At 64.6% G+C, this 18,793-nt stretch carries 16 protein-coding genes; 7 read left to right on the top strand and 9 right to left on the bottom strand.

Translation table 11 applies throughout. From position 1 onward, the window contains the following. Window positions 1-86: 86 nt before the first annotated feature. Both VK792_RS00710 and VK792_RS00705 read left to right on the top strand, forming a co-directional pair. Complete coding sequence (locus tag VK792_RS00710; RefSeq protein WP_326295313.1) at window positions 87-818, top strand: DUF805 domain-containing protein; 732 nt, start codon at window positions 87-89, stop codon at window positions 816-818. 38 nt (window positions 819-856) lie between these two features. After that, window positions 857-1,411, top strand: a complete 555-nt coding sequence (locus VK792_RS00705) for a hypothetical protein (protein ID WP_326295310.1) — start codon at window positions 857-859, stop codon at window positions 1,409-1,411. Between the two features lie 7 nt (window positions 1,412-1,418). Here VK792_RS00705 and VK792_RS00700 read toward each other — a convergent pair whose 3' ends face one another. Genes VK792_RS00700 through VK792_RS00685 form a run of 4 tightly spaced genes read right to left on the bottom strand, consistent with a single transcriptional unit; the run spans window position 1,419 to window position 4,932 of the window. Then, window positions 1,419-2,789 (bottom strand): glutamate--cysteine ligase, encoded by a 1,371-nt coding sequence (locus VK792_RS00700; protein ID WP_326295308.1) that lies wholly within the window; start codon window positions 2,787-2,789, stop codon window positions 1,419-1,421. A 60-nt stretch (window positions 2,790-2,849) separates the two neighbouring features. Continuing rightward, window positions 2,850-3,377, bottom strand: coding sequence for a hypothetical protein (locus VK792_RS00695; protein ID WP_326295306.1), 528 nt, complete (start codon window positions 3,375-3,377; stop codon window positions 2,850-2,852). Continuing rightward, window positions 3,374-4,219, bottom strand: a complete 846-nt coding sequence (locus tag VK792_RS00690; protein WP_326295303.1) for a GNAT family N-acetyltransferase — start codon at window positions 4,217-4,219, stop codon at window positions 3,374-3,376. The genes VK792_RS00695 and VK792_RS00690 overlap by 4 nt, the downstream gene beginning before the upstream one ends. Beyond that, on the bottom strand, window positions 4,216-4,932 hold the full coding sequence (locus VK792_RS00685; RefSeq protein WP_326295301.1) for a 16S rRNA (uracil(1498)-N(3))-methyltransferase: 717 nt from the start codon (window positions 4,930-4,932) through the stop codon (window positions 4,216-4,218). The genes VK792_RS00690 and VK792_RS00685 overlap by 4 nt, the downstream gene beginning before the upstream one ends. Window positions 4,933-4,944: 12 nt before the next feature. On the opposite strand from VK792_RS00685, the gene ubiA reads away from it, so the two are divergent. Genes ubiA through VK792_RS00670 form a run of 3 tightly spaced genes read left to right on the top strand, consistent with a single transcriptional unit; the run spans window position 4,945 to window position 8,318 of the window. Next, window positions 4,945-5,991: a 4-hydroxybenzoate octaprenyltransferase gene (ubiA, locus tag VK792_RS00680; protein WP_353962931.1), complete on the top strand. Its 1,047-nt coding sequence runs from the start codon at window positions 4,945-4,947 to the stop codon at window positions 5,989-5,991. 52 nt (window positions 5,992-6,043) lie between these two features. Continuing rightward, complete coding sequence (locus VK792_RS00675; RefSeq protein WP_435404815.1) at window positions 6,044-7,999, top strand: OmpA family protein; 1,956 nt, start codon at window positions 6,044-6,046, stop codon at window positions 7,997-7,999. Then, window positions 7,992-8,318: a hypothetical protein gene (locus VK792_RS00670; protein ID WP_326295297.1), complete on the top strand. Its 327-nt coding sequence runs from the start codon at window positions 7,992-7,994 to the stop codon at window positions 8,316-8,318. Before VK792_RS00675 ends, VK792_RS00670 begins: the two co-directional genes overlap by 8 nt. Window positions 8,319-8,427: 109 nt before the next feature. Here VK792_RS00670 and mtgA read toward each other — a convergent pair whose 3' ends face one another. The 4 genes from mtgA to VK792_RS00650 all read right to left on the bottom strand — a co-directional run bounded on the left by mtgA (window position 8,428) and on the right by VK792_RS00650 (window position 16,198). Beyond that, a complete protein-coding gene (mtgA, locus tag VK792_RS00665) occupies window positions 8,428-9,177 on the bottom strand; it encodes a monofunctional biosynthetic peptidoglycan transglycosylase (protein WP_435404814.1) in 750 nt (249 codons plus the stop codon). 327 nt (window positions 9,178-9,504) lie between these two features. After that, on the bottom strand, window positions 9,505-14,043 hold the full coding sequence (gene gltB / locus VK792_RS00660) for a glutamate synthase large subunit (protein WP_326295293.1): 4,539 nt from the start codon (window positions 14,041-14,043) through the stop codon (window positions 9,505-9,507). Window positions 14,044-14,171: 128 nt separating this feature from the next. Then, complete coding sequence (locus tag VK792_RS00655) at window positions 14,172-14,627, bottom strand: GFA family protein (RefSeq protein WP_326295291.1); 456 nt, start codon at window positions 14,625-14,627, stop codon at window positions 14,172-14,174. 134 nt (window positions 14,628-14,761) lie between these two features. Next, window positions 14,762-16,198: an NAD(P)-dependent oxidoreductase gene (locus tag VK792_RS00650; RefSeq protein ID WP_326295290.1), complete on the bottom strand. Its 1,437-nt coding sequence runs from the start codon at window positions 16,196-16,198 to the stop codon at window positions 14,762-14,764. Between the two features lie 224 nt (window positions 16,199-16,422). On the opposite strand from VK792_RS00650, the gene VK792_RS00645 reads away from it, so the two are divergent. Beyond that, a complete protein-coding gene (locus VK792_RS00645; protein WP_326295288.1) occupies window positions 16,423-17,226 on the top strand; it encodes an undecaprenyl-diphosphate phosphatase in 804 nt (267 codons plus the stop codon). On the opposite strand, the gene VK792_RS00640 is transcribed toward VK792_RS00645, so the two are convergent. After that, the gene (locus VK792_RS00640; protein ID WP_326295286.1) at window positions 17,217-17,930 is read right to left on the bottom strand and encodes a glutathione S-transferase family protein; all 714 of its coding nucleotides are present in this window, start codon (window positions 17,928-17,930) and stop codon (window positions 17,217-17,219) included. The genes VK792_RS00645 and VK792_RS00640 overlap by 10 nt on opposite strands. An 85-nt stretch (window positions 17,931-18,015) precedes the next feature. On the opposite strand from VK792_RS00640, the gene VK792_RS00635 reads away from it, so the two are divergent. Further along, entirely contained in the window at window positions 18,016-18,753 is a 738-nt protein-coding gene (locus VK792_RS00635; protein WP_326295283.1) for a helix-turn-helix transcriptional regulator, read from the top strand. The last annotated feature ends 40 nt before the right edge of the window (window positions 18,754-18,793 follow it).

Below are 18,793 nucleotides of genomic sequence, written 5' to 3'. Positions count from 1 at the left end.
TGCCCTGAAATTGACCCATTGCCGCCCTCACGAGGGCTTTCCCGTTAACAAAATTCTAGCGGGAATAGTACAAAGGGTATCAGTCGATGATGGGACCACTCGACGCCGTCCAGACGGTTTATGTCAAATATTTCTCTGTCCGGGGTCGGGCGACGCGCGCAGAGTATTGGTGGTTCATGCTGTTTTCGACCGCACTGACCGCGGCCGCGGTGTTCGCCGATTTCGACAAGATCATGCGTGCCGAAAGTGCCGCCGATTTCGATTGGAACATTGCGGCTTGGTGGACACCCTACGTGTTGATCCTGAATTTCCTGCCCTACCACACCGTTACCATCCGCCGTCTGCACGACGTCGGCTTTTCCGGGTTCTGGCTGCTGATGATATACGCGCCGCAGATCGGGTATCCCTTCGCAATGGCTGCCGCGATGGCCGCGCTGATGGCCGGCAGCACCGCGCCGATCTTTGCCTATCAGATATTCATGCTTTTGACATCGCTGGGATTTCTGGCCCTGATGCTGTGGCCGTCGCAGCGGTTTGAAAACCGCTTTGGGCCCAGCCCGGTCTATCACCACCACGCCGTGGGCGGTGCCGCTCTGCTGGCCACCCAGACCGCTCAAAAGGGCGCCGCCCCGGCCAAAAGCCGCAAGGGCGGGCAGAAACCGCAGGCGCACAACCCGTGGAATGCCTACCTGACGCTGGAACAGTCGAAAAAGGCCCAGACACCGGAATCCCAGGCCGCCCGCCGCGAAGAGATTCAGGCGCTCTACCGTCAGAAGATCCTGGGTAAACCGGCCCCCGCGGACGAAGCCCACGGCTGACCACCCCTGACGCAAAACGATCGAACCGGCGACGTTTCATGACCGCGTGGGTGATTGCACATCTGTTCCAGGCAAGCCTGTTCGGAGCCGGACTGTTTGCCCTGTATTCGGCGATCGGACACCGTCGGGCGCACAGCTATGGCAATCGCGGTGAAAACCGCATCCGCCCCAGCCGGGTGGTGATTGTCGCTGTCGCCGCGCTCAGCCTGACGGTGGGTTGGTTGTCTCTTTCGGCCTTTGTCCATTTCCGCGCGGGCTACAGCACCGGGCAGCAGCAGACAGCGCTGGCGCTGGCGCTGGGCTTTGTCCTGATCGGGTTGGCGATTCTCGGCAATCTTTGCCCGGTCTATGCGGTGACATGGACAGATCACACGATTTCCGGCCCGACCGGCTTTGGCATTCCGCCCTTCGGCCCGGCCCGGGGAAACATCGCGCTGGACGATATCACCGATATCGGCACCGATCTTTCGGGCCATTGGTATGTTCAGGCCACAAACGGCACCCGCATCCGCTGGAACGGGATCTATACCGGCTACCAGCGGCTGCTGGACGATCTGGAAGCCAGCCAGCCGCATCTGTTCAAAGCCCAGTAGGGCAAGATCAGTAGGAAAATTCCTTGTAGATCTTGCTCAGGTCGCCATTCCACGGGCCGTTATAGGCGTCCAGCAATTCGTCCGCCGGGGTCTTGGCGGTCTCGATGCTGTCTTCGAGCGCGTGCAGGAAGTGGCGTTCGTCCTGCACCATGCCACCCAGCCCGGGCCGGGCCCGCGCCTTCAGACCCGCGCGCGAGATGTCGACGACTTCAGCGGCAAGGTCGATCATCCGACGGCCACCGACAATCGCCTGCAAACCCCGCTCGCTGGCCTCGACGCGCCAGGCTTCGCGGGTTTCGTCGTCCCAGTGTTTCACCATGTCCCAGGCCGCATCCAGGCTGTCCTGGTGGTACATTAACCCGACCCAGAACCCCGGCAGCGCGCAGATGCGCCGCCACGGGCCACCGTCGGCGCCGCGCATCTCGATGAATTTCTTCAGTCGCGCCTCGGGGAAGATCGTGGTCAGGTGATCGGCCCAGTCCGACAGGGTCGGCTTTTCCCCCGGCAACGCCGGCAATTCCCCCTTCAGGAAGTCGCGGAACGACTGGCCCAGCGCGTTGATGTACTTGCCGTCGCGATAGACGAAATACATCGGCACATCGAGCGCATATTCCGCATAGGCCTCGAACCCGAAACCGTCATCGAACACAAAGGGCAGCATCCCGGTCCGCGCCGGATCAAGGTGACGCCAGACCCACGACCGATAGCTTTTCAGCCCGTTGGGCTTGCCCTCGAAGAACGGTGAATTGGCAAACAGCGCGGTTGCGACCGGCTGCAACGCCAGCGCCACGCGCATTTTTTTCACCATGTCCGCCTCGGATCCGAAATCCAGGTTCACCTGCACGGTGCAGGTGCGGCGCATCATCGTGGTGCCGGTCTTGCCCACGGTGCCCATGTAGGCGTCCATCAGCTTGTAGCGCCCCTTGGGCATCAGCGGCATTTCTTCGTGCGACCAGTCCGGTGCCGCGCCCAGCCCGATAAACCCGACGCCGATTTCGTCGGCGATGCACTTTACCTCGCGCAGGTGCTCGTTCACCTCGTCGCAGGTCTGGTGAATGGTTTCCAGCGGGGCACCCGACAGTTCCAGCGCACCCCCCGGTTCCAGCGACACGTTCGCGCCGTTCTTTTCCAGCCCGATCAGCACCCCGGCCTCGCGCACTTCGCCCCAGCCATAGCGGTCGCGCAACCCTTCCAGCACGGCCCGGATCGACCGCTCGCCGTCATAGGGCAGCGGCGCATGGGTATCGGTCAGATACCCGAATTTCTCGTGCTCGGTGCCGATCCGCCAGTCTTCCTTGGGCTTGCAGCCCTCGGCAAGGTATTCGGCCAGTTGTTCGTGCCGTTCGATCGGTCCGCCACCGGATTGGGGGATGGACATGGGGGCTCTCCCGTTCGCGTCAGTCTGAGCGTCCAGCCATGAGCGGAAAAGCGAGGGGTGTCAATGCAATCGGGCGACATGGCCCGGCGGGCCGTTGCGCCGCCAGATCACAACCGTTTGATCCCCCGGATGCTCCAGCGCCCGCAACAGCTGTCCACTTTGCAGCCCGGGCAGGGAAATGAAGACATCAAACAGCGCCTCGGCCTGTTCGGCATCGACCGGGATCAACAGCGGCACCTCGCCCGGTTGCTCCAGCACCCAATGGGCAGGTGTCAACGACGGGTCCAGCTTCAGCGCGCTAAGTTCCGACAGGTTGGCCATGCCACCGCTGATCGGCCCGAAATAGGTGATCCGCCCTTCGAGGATCTGCACCACCCCTGCGCCCCCGGCCCCGCGCCGGAACCGCCCGCGCTGCACGCCCATCGCGACAAGGCCAAGCCCCAGCACGATCACCGCGTAACCGATCCAGCCAAGCACACCGCCGGTGCCCAGCGCCCAATAGAGCCCCAGCGCCAGAACCAGCGCGCCAACGATCAGTTCCTGCCAGCGCAGCAGCGCGGCGCGCACCTCGGGCCGGATCAGGCTCACCGCGGGTTGCCCAGCGTGACCGGTTCGCGCAGCATCGCCACGCGGTAGGTGCCGACGCGCTGGAACCCGATCTTGCGATAGGCCCGCGCGGCATCGTCCGACGCGGCAAACAGCAGCGCCCGGGTGTCGCCTTCGTCCGCCAGTTCAGCCAGGTGCCCGGCCACCATGCGCCCGGCCCGCCCCTGCCCGCGCAGAGGCTTTGGGACGAAAACGCCACCCACCTGTACGGTATCGCCGACCCGCGCGTTCAGCGCCGCCATCGCCACCGGCTGGCCGTCCTCGATCAGCAGATAGGGCTGGCGCTGGTCGATGAACGCCTGCGCCTGCGCCGCCGCCTTGGCCGGATCGCCGGTCTGGGTCTCGGTCAGGTAGTGCGTGACCCAGTCGATCAGCAGCGGCAGGTCGCTGTCCTCGGACGCGCGCACCGGTCCGGCGATACCGTCCGGCAGGTCGGCCAGGTCCAGCGCGAACAGCGCCTGCCCGTCATTCACCGCCCAGGCATCCTCGGGCAGCGGCAGCGCGTCCAGCACCATCGACACCTGTTCATCGTCGCCGGTCATGCCCGCCATGGTATAGCCCTGCATCATGGCGGCATAGAACTGCGCCTCGGCGTTGGTCAGGCGCGGCATCTGGATCAGCAAGAAACCGTTGTTGGTCGCCCCGAACACGCCGTTCACCCCGTCGCCGGTTTCGCGCAGGAAATAGCGCGTGCCATGCGGATGCTCGGTATCCTCGGTGCCAAAGGCCATCAGGTTGGCCATCAGGAACATCGACGTGTCGATATGGTGTTCCAGGAACATCGCGATCTTGCCGATATCGGCGTTGGTCGCCTTGCGGATCATGTCCAGTCTCCCAATGTTGTCTGCCACAGCGTCAGCGCCGCCACCGCAGCGGTATCGGCGCGCAGGATGCGCGGGCCAAGGCTGACGGTACGGGCAAAGGGCAGCGCCCGCAGCCGGTCGCGTTCGGCCTGCGAAAACCCGCCCTCTGGCCCGACCAGGATCGCCCACGGCCCTTGCGGCGCACCGTCCAGCCCCCCCGCCGCCGACGCTTCGTCACAGAACATCAGCTGCCGCCCCTCGGGCCAGTCGGCCAGCAGCCGGTCCAGCCGGTGCAAATCGGCCACCTCGGGCACGAAGGTGCCGCCACACTGTTCCGCCGCCTCGACCGCGTGGGCCTGCAACCGGTCCTGCCGGATGCGCTCGGAATTGGTGAAATCGGTCTGCACCGGGACGATCCGCCGCGCGCCCATTTCAACGGCCTTTTCGACGATGAAATCGGTGCGCGCCTTCTTGATCGGGGCGAACAGCAGCCAGACGTCGGGCGGCACCGCCTGCCCCGCCGACTGCGTTTCGCACACCAGCGACCCGCCGCGCTTGCCCGCCTCGGCCACCTGCGCCTGCCATTCGCCGTCGCGCCCGTTGAACAGCGCAACAAGATCGCCCTGCGCCAGCCGCATCACCCCGAACAAGTAATGCGCCTGCTCCCGCGTCAGCGGGACAGGTTGACCCGCGCCCAGCGGGTGATCTACATACAGGCGAACCTTCGCACTCATGGGGCGCACCATATGACCGGACCCAAGACAACGCCAGAGGCCGCAAGCCGGGAAAACCCGCGCTTGGCCGCAGGCCGGGAAAACCCGCGCTTGGCCGACGGCCGGGAAAATCCGCCCGTTGCTGACGGCCAGGTTTCCGACGCGGTGACAGGCAACTGGGTCGATCATCTTGCCCCGCCGGCCACGCGCCCCTACCTGCGCCTCAGCCGCGCAGACCGGCCGATCGGCACCTGGCTTTTGCTGCTGCCCTGCTGGTGGGGCTTGCTGCTGTCGATGGTCAGCGACGGTCAGGTCCGGCTGTTCGACCTGTGGATCTTTGTCGGTTGCGCCATCGGCGCCTTCCTGATGCGGGGCGCGGGCTGTACCTGGAACGACATCACCGACCGCGACTTCGATGGGTCGGTCGCGCGCACCGCGTCGCGCCCGATCCCGTCCGGGCAGGTCAGCGTGAAACAGGCGCTGGCCTGGGCGGCGGCGCAATCGCTGATTTCCTTTGCCATCCTGCTGACCTTTCCGCCGATGGCCATCGCCCTTGGGGTGATCTCGCTGTTGCCGGTCGCGATTTACCCCTTCGCAAAGCGGTTCACCTGGTGGCCCCAGGTCTTTCTGGGCATCGCGTTCAACTGGGGCGCATTGCTGGCCTGGACCGCGCACAGCGGCAGCCTGGGCCTGCCGGCTGTCCTTCTGTACCTGTCAGGCATGGCCTGGACATTGTTCTATGACACGATCTATGCCCACCAGGACAAGGAAGACGACGCGCTGATCGGGGTGAAATCCACCGCGCGCCTGTTCGGCGACAACACCGCGATCTGGCTGCGCCGGTTCCTTGTTGCCACCGTCACGCTGATGGCGCTTGCGATCATCACCGCGGTTCCGGCGGCCAACCCGTTGACGATGGTGCTGGCGCTGGTGGGCCCCTGGGCGATGGGCTGGCACATGGTCTGGCAGATGCGGAAACTGGACATCGACGACCCGTCGGTGCTGCTGATCCTGTTCCGCGCCAACCGCGACACCGGTCTGCTGCCTGTGCTGTTTTTCGCCGTTGCCGTTTTCGTGTGATTGAACCGACCGCGCACCCGGCGTATCACGGGCTCGAATTAACGGACCCCGGATGCCCATGCGCCTGTCATCGCTGTTCCTGACCCTCGCGGCTTTTGTCATTGCCGGGGCGCTTGCCATCGTCGCGGCCTATTTCTCGTCGCGCCTGATCGAAGACGCGTCCATCGTCGGGGTCCAGTCCGAACTGGACCGCGAAGGCCTGACCTGGGCCACGGTCGACGCCAACGGCCTTCAGGTCTTTCTTGCCGGCAACGCCCCGACCGAGGCTGACCGTTTTCAGGCGGTCAGCGCCGCGGGCCGGGTGGTCGATGCCGCCCGGGTGCTGGACCAGATGACCGTCACTGAAAGCGAAGGCCTGACGCCGCCGCGCTTCTCGGTCGAAATCCTGCGCAACGATGCCGGGCTGTCGCTGATCGGGCTGATCCCGGCGAAAACCGACCGCGCAGAACTGCTGGACCGCATCCAGCGCAAGGTCGGCCGCGACGTGCCGGTGTCGGATTTCCTCGAAGGGGCCAGTTTCGACGCTCCCGCAAGCTGGGATGACGCCCTGGAATTCGCGCTGTCGACCCTGGGCGACCTGCCCCGCTCCAAGATCTCGGTCGAGATCGACAAGGTTTCGGTCACCGCGATGGCGGGCAGCGGCGAAGAAAAACGCCGACTCGAGGCGGATCTTGTCCGCCGCACCCCGCCGGACGTGAAGCTGGCGCTGGACCTGACCGCTCCGCGCCCGGTCATCACCCCCTTCACCCTGCGCTTCGTCATCGACGAGGACGGCGCGCGGTTTGACGCCTGTTCCGCCGACACAGAAGACAGCCGGACCCGCATTCTTGCCGCCGCCGCCGCGATTGGCCTGCAAGACAAGGCCGACTGCCGTATCGGGCTGGGCGTGCCGACACGCCGCTGGGCCGAAGCGGTGGAACTGTCGCTGAACGCGCTGGCAAGACTGGGCGGCGACAGCGTCACCATTTCCGATGCCGACATCAGCCTGATTGCCCGCGAAGACACCGATCCCGACCTCTACGATCAGGTCATCGGAGAGTTGGAAAACGCGCTGCCGCCGGTCTTTGCCCTGACCGCCGTGCTGCCCGAAACACCCGATGTTTCCGATCAGGGTCCGCCGGAATTCACCGCCACGCTCAGCCCCGAAGGCGCTGTCGCCCTGCGTGGCCGCATCAACAGCGACATCGCCCGGGTCACCGCCGAAAGCTTTGCCCAGGCCCGCTTCGGGTCCGGCGTGGTGCGCATGGCCGCCCGCGTCGACGACAGCCTGACCCCGGCCTGGTCCGTGCGCGTACTGGCCGGGCTCGAGGCGCTGGCCGAACTGAACAACGGCGCGGTCATCATCACGCCCGACCTGATTTCGGTCACCGGCAACACCGGAAACCCCACCGCCACCGATGAAATCGCCGCCCTGCTGGCCGAAAAGCTGGGCGAGGGCCAGGACTTCGAAATCAACGTCACCTACCTGGAAAAACTCGACCCGGTGCTGGGCATCCCCACCCCCGAGGAATGCGAAGCCCAGATCGTCGAGGTCATCGGCGACCGCAAGATCACCTTCGAACCGGGCTCCGCCACGCTGGATGCGTCGGCCAAGGACATCATGGACGAAGTCGCGGAATTGCTGAAACTCTGCGGCGACATTCCGTTGGAAATCCAGGGCCACACCGACAGCCAGGGCCGCGAATCGATGAACCTGGACCTCAGCCAGGCCCGTGCGGAAGCGGTGCTTCAGGCCCTGCTCGACCGCCGCATCCCGACCAGCGCCTACACCGCCAAGGGTTATGGCGAAGCCAACCCGATCGCCGACAACGGGACCGAGGAAGGCCGCGAAGCCAACCGCAGGATCGAGTTTCGCCTGATCCGGCCAGCGCCTGCACAGGACAGCACGACAACGCTTGAAAGCCTGTCGCAAACCGGCCAAGACACCGGAAACGCCGATGACACCGGCACCAACACGGATGCCGCGGATACCGCCACGGACCAGCAGGGGACAAACGCCAGTGAATAGGACCGAATTCATCATCGCGACCGCGATCATCCTGTTCGTCGCCTTCTGCCTTGGCTGGTTCGCCCACTGGCTTCTGTCGCGCTTCACCCGGGTCAGCCAGGCCGATGTCGATCAACTCGAGCGCATGAGCCAGGAACTGCACGAGGCCGAGGAAACCCGCGACCAGGCGATCACCTACCTGCAACAGCGCGAAGCGGAACTGACCAACCAGTTGACCCAGACAGAGGCCGAACTGTCCGCCGCCATGGACGGCTTGCGCGAAGCCCGGCACGAGGCCGAGGAACTGCGCGCCTATGTGGAACGGATGCACGCCCCCTGACGCCACCGCGCCGCAGCCGGACCGGCCGCCTCCCTCTTCTGGCCGAAAATATCCCGGAGAGCGCGAGAGGCAGAGCCTCTCGCAGGCGCGGCACACGCGCCTTCCCGCCCTACTGATCTGCCTCGAAACACCGTGCGCGCCCGTCGCGGCGGATGGTTTCCGCCCCGTCCAGGATCGCCGACGCGCGCCGCCGCAAAGCGGGGGTAGGCCGCGATGCAGAGCGGGTCTTGGGGGACGGCAAGACCGCCGCCAGCCGCGCCGCCTGCACTGCGCTCAACGCCTCGGGCCCGACACCGAAATAGTGTCGCGACGCCGCTTCGATCCCGAACACGCCCTCGTCGAACTCGGCCACGTTCAGATAGACTTCCACGATCCGTCGCTTGGTCCAGACGCCTTCCAGAACCGGGGTGATGAACGCCTCCAGCGCCTTCCGGCTGTAGCTGCGCCCGTGCCACAGGAACACGTTCTTGACCACCTGCTGGCTGATCGTCGAGGCCCCGCGCGTGCCGCCTTCGGCAATCGCGGCCCGCAGCGCGGCCACGTCAAACCCCCAGTGGTTGCAGAAATTGGCATCCTCGGCGGCCACCACCGACCGCAGCATCACCGGCGCGATTCCGTCGGCCTGGACCCATTGGTGATCGACGCCGCCCAGCCGGCGGCTTTCGCTGAACATGTAGTAGGTTGTCGGCGGGTTCAGGAACCGAACCACCAGCACGACCAGAACCACCAGCAGAAACAGCGCCGAGACCCCGCGAAGTGTCCAGCGCATCAGCCATCGGAACGGACGAAACCGCCGCGGTGTCGCGTCGGGTTTCGCTGTCTTCCCGGCTTTGGATTTAGTCTTCTGCCCGCCTGCCATTTGCGACGGATATTAACCGCAGCCACGCAGCGGAACCAGCGCAAACACACGTGTGCGGGGTCCGCAATCGCTACCTTGCGGACCCCTGTGGTACAACCGTCCATTGTGAGCACCAGGACGGGTCGGGATGACAACTTGTACCGGAACACACAACAGTCGAGGGCGACAAGACCTGTTCGACTTGTGATTGAATAGACGGTCAGATCTGGGCGGAAATGCGGAGCCACACGGGCATTTCAGCGAAATCGAGCGAAATGTCTGGGCGGCTTTCAACCAAAAAGGGCAGGCCTTGCAGCCTGCCCCTGTCTTTCTTGATCACGCGTTGCCTTATTCGGCCGGAATGGCCGCGTCCAGCTCGGCCAGCGGGTGTGCCAGCTTGTTCAGCATTTCCTTCGGGCAGACCTGCACGAAGTTGTCCTTTTCCATGTCCCAATGCTGCAGGATATCCTGCGCCTTGCGGCTGTTGGTTTCCGCCAGGTGGCGTTCGATCAGGCCCTTCAGCTCGTCATGCCAGTGGCCCTCGCCCACCGGGCAGGTAACCAGCGTTTCCATGTTCATCATGTCACGCACCTGGCCTGCCGGATCGTACAGATAGGCCATGCCCCCGGTCATCCCGGCACCAAAGTTGGCACCGATGCTGCCCAGGATCACCGCGACGCCGCCGGTCATGTATTCGCACCCGTTCGAGCCGCAGCCCTCGACCACCACTTTCGCGCCCGAGTTGCGGACGGCAAAGCGTTCGCCGGCGCGGCCTGCTGCGAACAGATAGCCATCGGTCGCGCCATAAAGCACGGTATTGCCGATGATCGTGTTTTCCGACGCGGTCAGCGGGCTGACCTGCGGCGGACGTACCACGATGATGCCCCCCGACAGGCCCTTGCCGACATAGTCGTTGGCATCGCCCGACACTTCCAGCTTCAGCCCCGGCGCCGCGAACGCCCCCAGCGACTGCCCGGCAGAACCGGTCAGCTTCACCGTCAGGTGATCGGGCTGAAGCGCGTTCTTCATCCCGAAGTTCTTGACGATGTGGCTCGACGTGCGCGTACCCACGGTCCGGTGCGTGTTCTGCACCGCATAGGACAGTTGCATCTTCTCGCCATCCTCAAGGAAGCGATGGGCATCGCGCACGATCTCGGCGTCCAGCGTGTCGGGCACGGCGTTGCGCGGCTTGGCCCGGTCATAGACGATGTCGTCGGACCCATCGACGCGAATCAGCAGCGGGTTCAGGTCCAGATCGTCCAGATGCTCTGCCCCGCGGCTGACCTGTCGCAGCAGGTCGGCCCGGCCGACCACCTCGTCCATCGAACGGGCCCCGATGCTTGCCAGGATTTCGCGCACTTCCTGCGCGTAGAAGGTGATCAGGTTCACCACCTTGTCGGCATTGCCGGTGAACTTCTCACGCAGCGCCGGGTCCTGGGTACAGACGCCCACCGGGCAGGTGTTCGACTGGCACTGGCGCACCATGATACAGCCCATCGCGATCAGCGCCGCGGTACCGATGCCGTATTCCTCGGCCCCCAGCATCGCCGCCATGACGATGTCCCGACCGGTCCGCAACCCGCCATCGGTCCGCAGGGTCACGCGGCCACGCAGGTTGTTCATCGACAGCACCTGATGCGCTTCGGTCAGACCCATTTCCCAGGGCAGGCCGGCATATTTGATCGACGTTGCGGGCGACGCACCGGTGCCCCCGTTGTGACCCGAAATCAGGATCACGTCGGCCTTGGCCTTGGCCACACCGGCCGCGATCGTGCCGACACCCGACGCAGCCACCAGCTTGACCGTCACCTTGGCGCGCGGGTTGATCTGCTTCAGGTCATAGATCAGCTGCGCCAGGTCCTCGATCGAATAGATATCGTGGTGCGGCGGCGGCGAAATCAGCGTCACGCCCTTGGTCGAATGGCGCAGACGGGCAATCAGGTCGGTGACCTTCATGCCGGGCAACTGGCCACCCTCGCCGGGCTTGGCACCCTGCGCCACCTTGATCTCAAGCTCTTCACAATGGTTCAGGTATTCGGCGGTGACGCCGAACCGGCCCGACGCCACCTGCTTGATCTTGGCCGACGGGTTGTCGCCATTCGGTTCAGGCACGAAATGCGCCGGATCCTCGCCACCCTCACCGCTGTCGGATTTCGCCCCGATCCGGTTCATCGCCACGTTCAGCGTCTTGTGCGCCTCGGGCGACAGCGCGCCCAGCGACATGCCCGGGGTCACGAACCGCTTGCGGATCGAGGTGATCGACTCCACCTCCTCCAGCGGGATCGGTTCACCCAGCGGCTTGATCGCCAGCAGGTCGCGCAGGTGGATCGGCGGGTTGGCTTGCAGCGCCTTGGAATACTGCTTCCACAGCTCGAAGGACGCCTTGTTGCAGGCCATCTGCAGCAGGTGCATCGTCTGTGCGCCCCAGGCATGGGTCTCGCCCGACTTGCGCGCCTTGTAGAAGCCGCCCACCGGCAGCACGTCCTGACCGCCGCCAAAGCCCAGCGCGTGCACGTCCTCGGCCTTCTTCTGAATGCCGCTGACCCCGATGCCGGAAATCCGCGACACCATGCCGGGGAAATACTCCGCCACCATGGCACGGCTCAGGCCCACCGCTTCGAAATTCAGACCGCCGCGATAGGACGAAATCACCGAGATCCCCATCTTCGACATGATCTTCAGCAAGCCCTGGTCGATGGCTTCGCGATACCGCGCCACCGCCTCGGTCAGCTGGATGTCCAGCAACCCGCGCTTGATCCGGTCGGCCAGCGAATCTTCGGCCAGATAGGCGTTCACAACGGTCGCCCCCGCACCGATCAGCACGGCAAAGTAATGCGGATCCACGCATTCTGCCGACCGCACGTTCAGCGAACAGAAAGTCCGCAGCCCCTTGCGCGTCAGGTGCGAATGCACCGCGCTGGTGGCCAGGATCATCGGCATGGCGATCTTGCCTTCGTCCTGGTGCTGATCGGTCAACACAAGATGCCCGGCACCGGACCGTACCGCATCCTCGGCCTCTGCCCGGATCCGGGCCAGACCATCCCGCAGCGCGCCGTCGCCCGATCCCACCGGGAAGGTACAGTCGATCTCGACGCATTCGGCATTGAACTGCTTCAGCAGTTCGGTGAATTGCGCATTGCCCACGAACGGGCTGTCCACGACAAGAATTTCGGTCTGCGCGCTGGATTCATCCAGCACGTTCTTCAGGTTGCCGAACCGCGTTTTCAGGCTCATCACCCGGTATTCCCGAAGCGAGTCGATCGGCGGGTTGGTCACCTGGCTGAAGTTCTGGCGGAAGTAATGGCTCAGCGGCCGGTACTTCTTGGACAGGACGGCGGGCGGCGTGTCGTCCCCCATCGAAGCAATCGCCTCTTTGCCATCCTCGGCCATGGGTGCCAGGATCTGTTCCAGTTCTTCGGTGCTATAGCCCGCGGCGATCTGGCGACGACGCAATTCCGCGCCTTCGAACAGCGGGACTTCGGTCACCTTGGCCAGTTCTTCGTCCAGTTCGTTGATCTTGCCGACCCATTCCCCGAACGGCTGGCTGTTGGCCAGACGGTCCTTGATCTCGGTGTCGTGGTACAGCTTGCCCTCGGCCATATCGACCGCGATCATCTGGCCCGGGCCCAGCGCGCCCTTTTCGCGCACGTTGGTTTCCGACACCGGCACCATGCCCGCCTCGGATCCCGCGATCAGCAGGTTGTCCCCGGTCACGACATAGCGCATCGGGCGCAGGCCGTTGCGGTCCAGACCGCCACAGACCCAGCGGCCATCGGTCATCGCCAGCGCGGCCGGGCCGTCCCACGGCTCCATGACAGAGTTGCAGTAGGAATACATGTCACGCCAGGACTGCGGCAGTTCCACCGCCTGCTTGGACCACGATTCCGGCACCAGCATGGTCTTGGCCATCGGCGCCGACCGGCCGGCGCGAACCAGCACCTCGAACACCGCGTCCAGCGCCGCCGAATCCGACGACCCGCTGGCCACGATCGGCTTGATGTCTTCCGCCAGCTCTCCGAAGGTGGACGACGCCATGCGGATCTCGTGGCTCTTCATCCAGTTCAGGTTGCCCTTCAGCGTGTTGATCTCGCCGTTGTGGGCCAGCATGCGGAACGGCTGCGCCAGCCACCACTGCGGGAAAGTGTTGGTCGAATAGCGCTGGTGATAGATCGCGAAGGCCGATTCAAACCGCGCGTCCTTCAGGTCGGGATAGAATTCCGCGACCTGCTCGGCCAGCATCATGCCCTTGTAGATGATCGACCGGCACGACAGCGACGCGATGTACAGTTCGTTGATGCCCGCGGCAGCGGCGGCCTTCTCGATCCGGCGGCGGATGACATACAGCTCCCGCTCGAACTCTTCCTCGCCAATGCCCTTGGCATTGGAAATCAGGATCTGTTCGATCTCGGGCCGCGTCGAATTGGCCTTTTCACCCAGGCAGTCCACCGTCACCGGCACGTGGCGCCAGCCATAGATGTAATGCCCCATCCGCAAGACTTCGGATTCCACGATGGTCCGGCAGGTTTCCTGCGCCCCAAAGTTGGTGCGCGGCAGAAACACCTGGCCCACGGCCATCAGTTCGTCCTTGCGCGGCGTGTGGCCGGTGCGGTCGATCTGGTCATAGAAGAAGGCCACCGGGATCTGCACGTGGATGCCCGCCCCGTCGCCGGTCTTGCCATCGGCATCGACAGCGCCCCGGTGCCAGATCGCCTTCAGCGCGGTGATCCCGGCCTCGACAACCTTGCGGCTTGGCTTGCCATCCAGCGAAACGACCAGCCCGACCCCGCAAGAGGAATGCTCTTCCTCTTCGGAATACAGACCGTTCTCGGCCATCCACTTGCGCTTGGCCGCCATCTCGGCGGCCCAGTTCGCGTCGAATTCGGTCATGGCACTTCTCCTTGTCCGGCCGCGCAATGGCGGCACTCAGTAAACCCGGGGTCCTTCTTCTGGCCCCAAATATCCCGGGGGTCGCGGGGGCTGGCCCCCGCGTCCCGTCATCGTCACGCGCGCCGCGCTCAGTCCTCGGGACCGCCGCCGTCCAGCACGCCAAACTTCTCGACGCACTCCTGGCGCGTCAGCAACCTCCGCCCGTCCATGCCGGCATAGGCATAGCTGTCGGGCTTGTGGTCGATGTATATCTCGTTGGTGATCTCGAACCCGTTCGGGTCGTCGAACACCCCCACCGGCAGTTCGGTGTTCCCGAACCAGTCGCCTTGCAGCGTCACCCGGAAAAACAGGCCAGAACCGCACTTGCCGCAGAACCCCCGCTCGGCCCAGTCCGACGACTGGATCACCGACGGCGCCTCGCCCTGCCAGGTGATGCTGCCCGTCGGCACCGTGATCCCGATCAGCGCCGACCCGGTCCAGCGGCGGCACATCTCGCAATGGCAGATCCCGCCCTTGGAGGGCACGTCGGTCGCGGTAAAGCGCACCGCGCCACACATGCATCGTCCCGTCCGCTGCTCGCTCATGCGCCGTTCACCTTGGTTTCCGGTTTCCTGATCCGACAGGTCAGCTCTTCTGTCCTGTCGCGCTTTTCTGGGTCACACCCCATGCGCATGGTTTGTGCATGGAATGTGCATGCCGTGTGCATCCGCCTTTCGGCTTATTCCGCGGCCACCGCGGCCTTGGCGTTCAGGTCGCTCAGCAGCGCTTCGGCACAGTCGCGGCCATCGCGGATCGCCCAGACCACCAGGGACGCGCCGCGCACGATGTCGCCGATCGCATAGACCCCGTCGATCGAGGTGCGGCCGCTGGTGAATTCTGCCTTCACCGTGCCCCAGCGGGTCACCTCTAGGCCGGGGGTTTTCCACAGCTGGGGCAGGTCCTCGGGCTCGAAACCCAGCGCCTTGATCACCAGGTCGGCATCCTCGGTATAGTCCGAACCGTCGATGACCTCGGGGCTTTGCCGGCCCGACGCATCCGGCGCGCCAAGGCGCATCCGCTGCACGATCACGCCATTGACCGCATCGCCGGTAAAGCCCACCGGCGCGGTCAGCCATTCGAACACAACGCCTTCTTCCTCGGCGTTCTGGGTTTCGCGCTGCGAGCCCGGCATGTTGGCGCGGTCGCGGCGATACAGGCACTTCACGCTTTCCGCGCCCTGGCGGATCGCGGTGCGGACGCAGTCCATCGCGGTATCGCCGCCGCCGATCACCACAACCTTCTTGCCCTTGGCGTTCAGCACACCGCTTTCGAACTCTGCCACCGTGTCGCCAAAGTTCGACGCCTTGTTCGACGCGGTCAGATAGTCGATCGCCTTGACGATGCCGGCAGCCCCGCTGCCCGGCCCGCCCAGATCGCGGCTCTTGTAGACGCCGGTGGCGATGATCACCGCGTCATGGGCCGCGCGGATGTCATCGAACGAGATGTCCTCGCCCACGTTCACGCCCATCTTGAAGGTCACACCACCCGCTTTCAGCAGGTCGACCCGGCGCATGACCACGTCTTTTTCCAACTTGAAGCCGGGGATGCCATAGGTCAGCAGCCCGCCCGCGCGGTCATAGCGGTCATAGACCGTAACCTGCACACCGGCGCGGCGCAGCATGTCAGCGGCGGCCAGGCCACCGGGGCCCGCACCGATGATGCCCACGCTTTCGGTGCGCTCGGCCACCGGGGCAATCGGCTTGACCCAGCCGTTGTCCCAGGCGGTGTCGGTGATGTATTTCTCGACCGAGCCGATGGTCACGGTGCCGTGGCCCGACTGTTCGATCACGCAATTGCCTTCGCACAGGCGGTCCTGCGGGCAGATGCGGCCACAGATTTCCGGGAAGGTGTTCGTCGCCTGGCTGGTGGCATAGGCTTCTTCCAGACGGCCGGTCGCGGTCAGGCGCAGCCAGTCGGGAATGTTGTTGTGCAGCGGGCAATGCGACTGGCAATAGGGCACGCCGCACTGGCTGCACCTGCTGGCCTGCTCTTCCGCCTTGGCCGCGGCGAACTCGGCATAAATCTCGTCGAAATCCTTCTTGCGTAGATCCGCCGCACGCTTTTCCGGCATGTCCCGCTCGATCTGTACGAATTTCAGCATAGGCTGCTTGGCCATGGCCACTGTCTCCCGTGGATTCCGTCTGAGCCGCCCTTCTAAGCAAGAGTTTCAGGAATGAAAAGTCAGCAATGCTGTCCTATATTGAGAATATTTGCCGCAAGGTTGCAGATTTCCGGCGCGGCATGGTGACTATAAGGTCCGATACGGACCCAAAATACCGCTTCCCTTTGGAATCGTTCAGGTGATACCCAAACCCCACCCGCGACATAAAAGGTCACGCCATGGCACTGTATCACCTGCTGCTGCTCGCCGTATTGCAGGGCGTTACCGAGTTTCTCCCGATTTCGTCCTCGGGTCACCTGATTCTTCTGCCGAATCTGGCCGGTTGGGACGATCAGGGACAGGTGATCGACGTCGCCGTTCACATTGGCACCCTGGCCGCCGTGATCCTGTATTTCTGGCGCGACGTGAAAGACGGGCTGATCGGGCTGCCCCGTGTCTTTCGCGGCAGGATCGACACTCCCGGCGCACAACTGGCCTTCCTGCTGATCGTGGCCACGATCCCGGTGGTGGTGGTCGGACTTGTCCTGAACCTCACAGGTCTTAGCGATGCGATGCGCTCGATCAAGGTTATCGGCTGGACCATGCTGCTGTTCGGGATCGTGCTCTATTGGGCCGACCAGACCGGCGGCACCGCCAAGACCGATACGGACTGGTCCTTGCGCGACGCGGTGATCATGGGCCTGTGGCAGGCGGTGGCGCTGATCCCCGGCACCTCTCGGTCCGGCATCACCATCACCGCCGCCCGGCAGCTGGGCTACGAACGCGAAGGCGGGGCCAAGCTGGCGATGCTGATGTCGATCCCCACCATCGCCGCATCCGGTATCCTTCTTGGGGCCGAGGTCGCGGCCAGCGCCGACGCGCAAGCCGCCCGCGACGGCGGCATCGCAGCGGTTTTTGCCTTTGTCTCGGCGCTTCTGGCGCTCAGCCTGATGATGCGGCTGCTGAAGTCGGTCAGCTTCACACCCTATGTCATCTATCGCGTCCTCCTTGGCGTCTTGCTGCTGATCATCGCCTACACCTGACCCTCTGCCGGGGGATACAGCACCGGCCTGGCCCGATCGACATAGGCCACCAGCGCCGCGTTTGCGCGCATCAACCGGCGCAAGCCGGTGTCATTCGGCAGCCCGTCGATCATGCTCAGCACCGGCAGGATTGCGGCATCCGCCGCCGTCGGGGCATCCCCGAAAAGAAAGGGCTGATCCCCCAGAACCACCGTCAGCGCCTCCAGATCGGCACCCAGTCGGGCCAGCCGGTCGGGCTCATCGAACTGTGCGATCCCCTGCGCCTCCATCGCCCTACGCACCTTCCTGCGCACGATATTCGGAACGATTCCCTTCAACGGCCCCGGCAATTTGCCGAAAAACGCCTGTTTGACCCACAGCCAGTTTTCCGCGTTCAGCCAACGGTCGGTCACCAGCCCACAGCGCAGGTTTTCCTCGACCATGCGGATCAGCGCGTGGGACTGGGCCTTTTGCGCGGCACTCAGTCCGGCATTGAATTCGACACCCCTGGCCTCAAGATGCGCCTGGATGAAACTGCTGTCGGCGATCACCTGGTCGCCATCCAGCAGCACCGGCAACCGGCCATGCGGGGTGTTCCGCGGCATCGCGACATCCTTGCGCTGCCAGTCCAGCCCCGACATCTGCAACAGGCACATCGCCTTGACGCAGAACGGGCTGAAAGACGGGTCATGGCTGTCACCGGCAAAAGTCAGAAGGGTCAGCATCGGGCATCCTTTGATCGTGAACAGCCCCTGCAATAACACGGATCTGCTGTCGATTCCTGTCAGGAAGTCAGTCTATGCTGATCGCATGTCCCGCACCGCCCGTCTATTCCAGTTGATGCAAGCCCTGCGCAGCCTGCCCAGCCCCGTCACCGCCCAGCGACTGGCGCTGGAAACCGGTGTGTCGGATCGCACCCTGTATCGAGACATCGACACGCTGCGGGGGCTGGGCGCGGTGATCGACGGCGCCGCAGGCTATGGCTACACCCTGATCGAAGACGCCAGCCTGCCCCCCATGGCGTTCGACGACGAAGAGCTTGAGGCACTTGTGCTGGGCCTGCGCGAGGTTCAGGCCGTGGGCGACCCCGCCCTGAAAGAGGCCGCGACCAGCGCCCTGGCCAAGCTGCGCGCCCGGGTGCCAGAGGCGCAGTCCAGGCGATTGCAGCACGCGGTCCTGACCGCGCACCGGTTTGCCCCTCCGCCGCCACCGGGGATCGACGCGCGCCAGTTGCGCCGGGCGGCGTGGGACGAGGTTCAAGTCAGTTTCGCCTATCGCGACGGGCAAGGGCAGGACACGCGGCGCGCGGTCTGCCCGCTGGCCATCGTCTATTTCGAAGCCAGCCATTGCCTGCTGACCTGGTGCCTGCTGCGCGGCGACTACCGCGCCTTCCGGCTGGACCGGATGCGCGACCTTGTCGTCAGCGACACCAGCTTTCGGCCGCGCAGGGCACCGATGCTGAGGGCGTTTCTGGAACAGATCCGTGGATCGGCGGACAGTCGCGACAACTCGAACGGATTGCTTCCAGAACCGAAACAGTCGCGCTAGCCTGTCCCAAGAGCAGCCCTTCAAAAACAAAAACGAGTCG

The sequence above is a fragment of the Mesobacterium hydrothermale genome, assembly GCF_035818635.1.
GTDB classification, from domain to species: Bacteria; Pseudomonadota; Alphaproteobacteria; order Rhodobacterales; family Rhodobacteraceae; genus Mesobacterium_A; species Mesobacterium_A hydrothermale.
The sequence above is the reverse complement of the archived record's forward strand: the minus strand, read 5'-3'. Positions and strand labels throughout refer to the sequence as shown.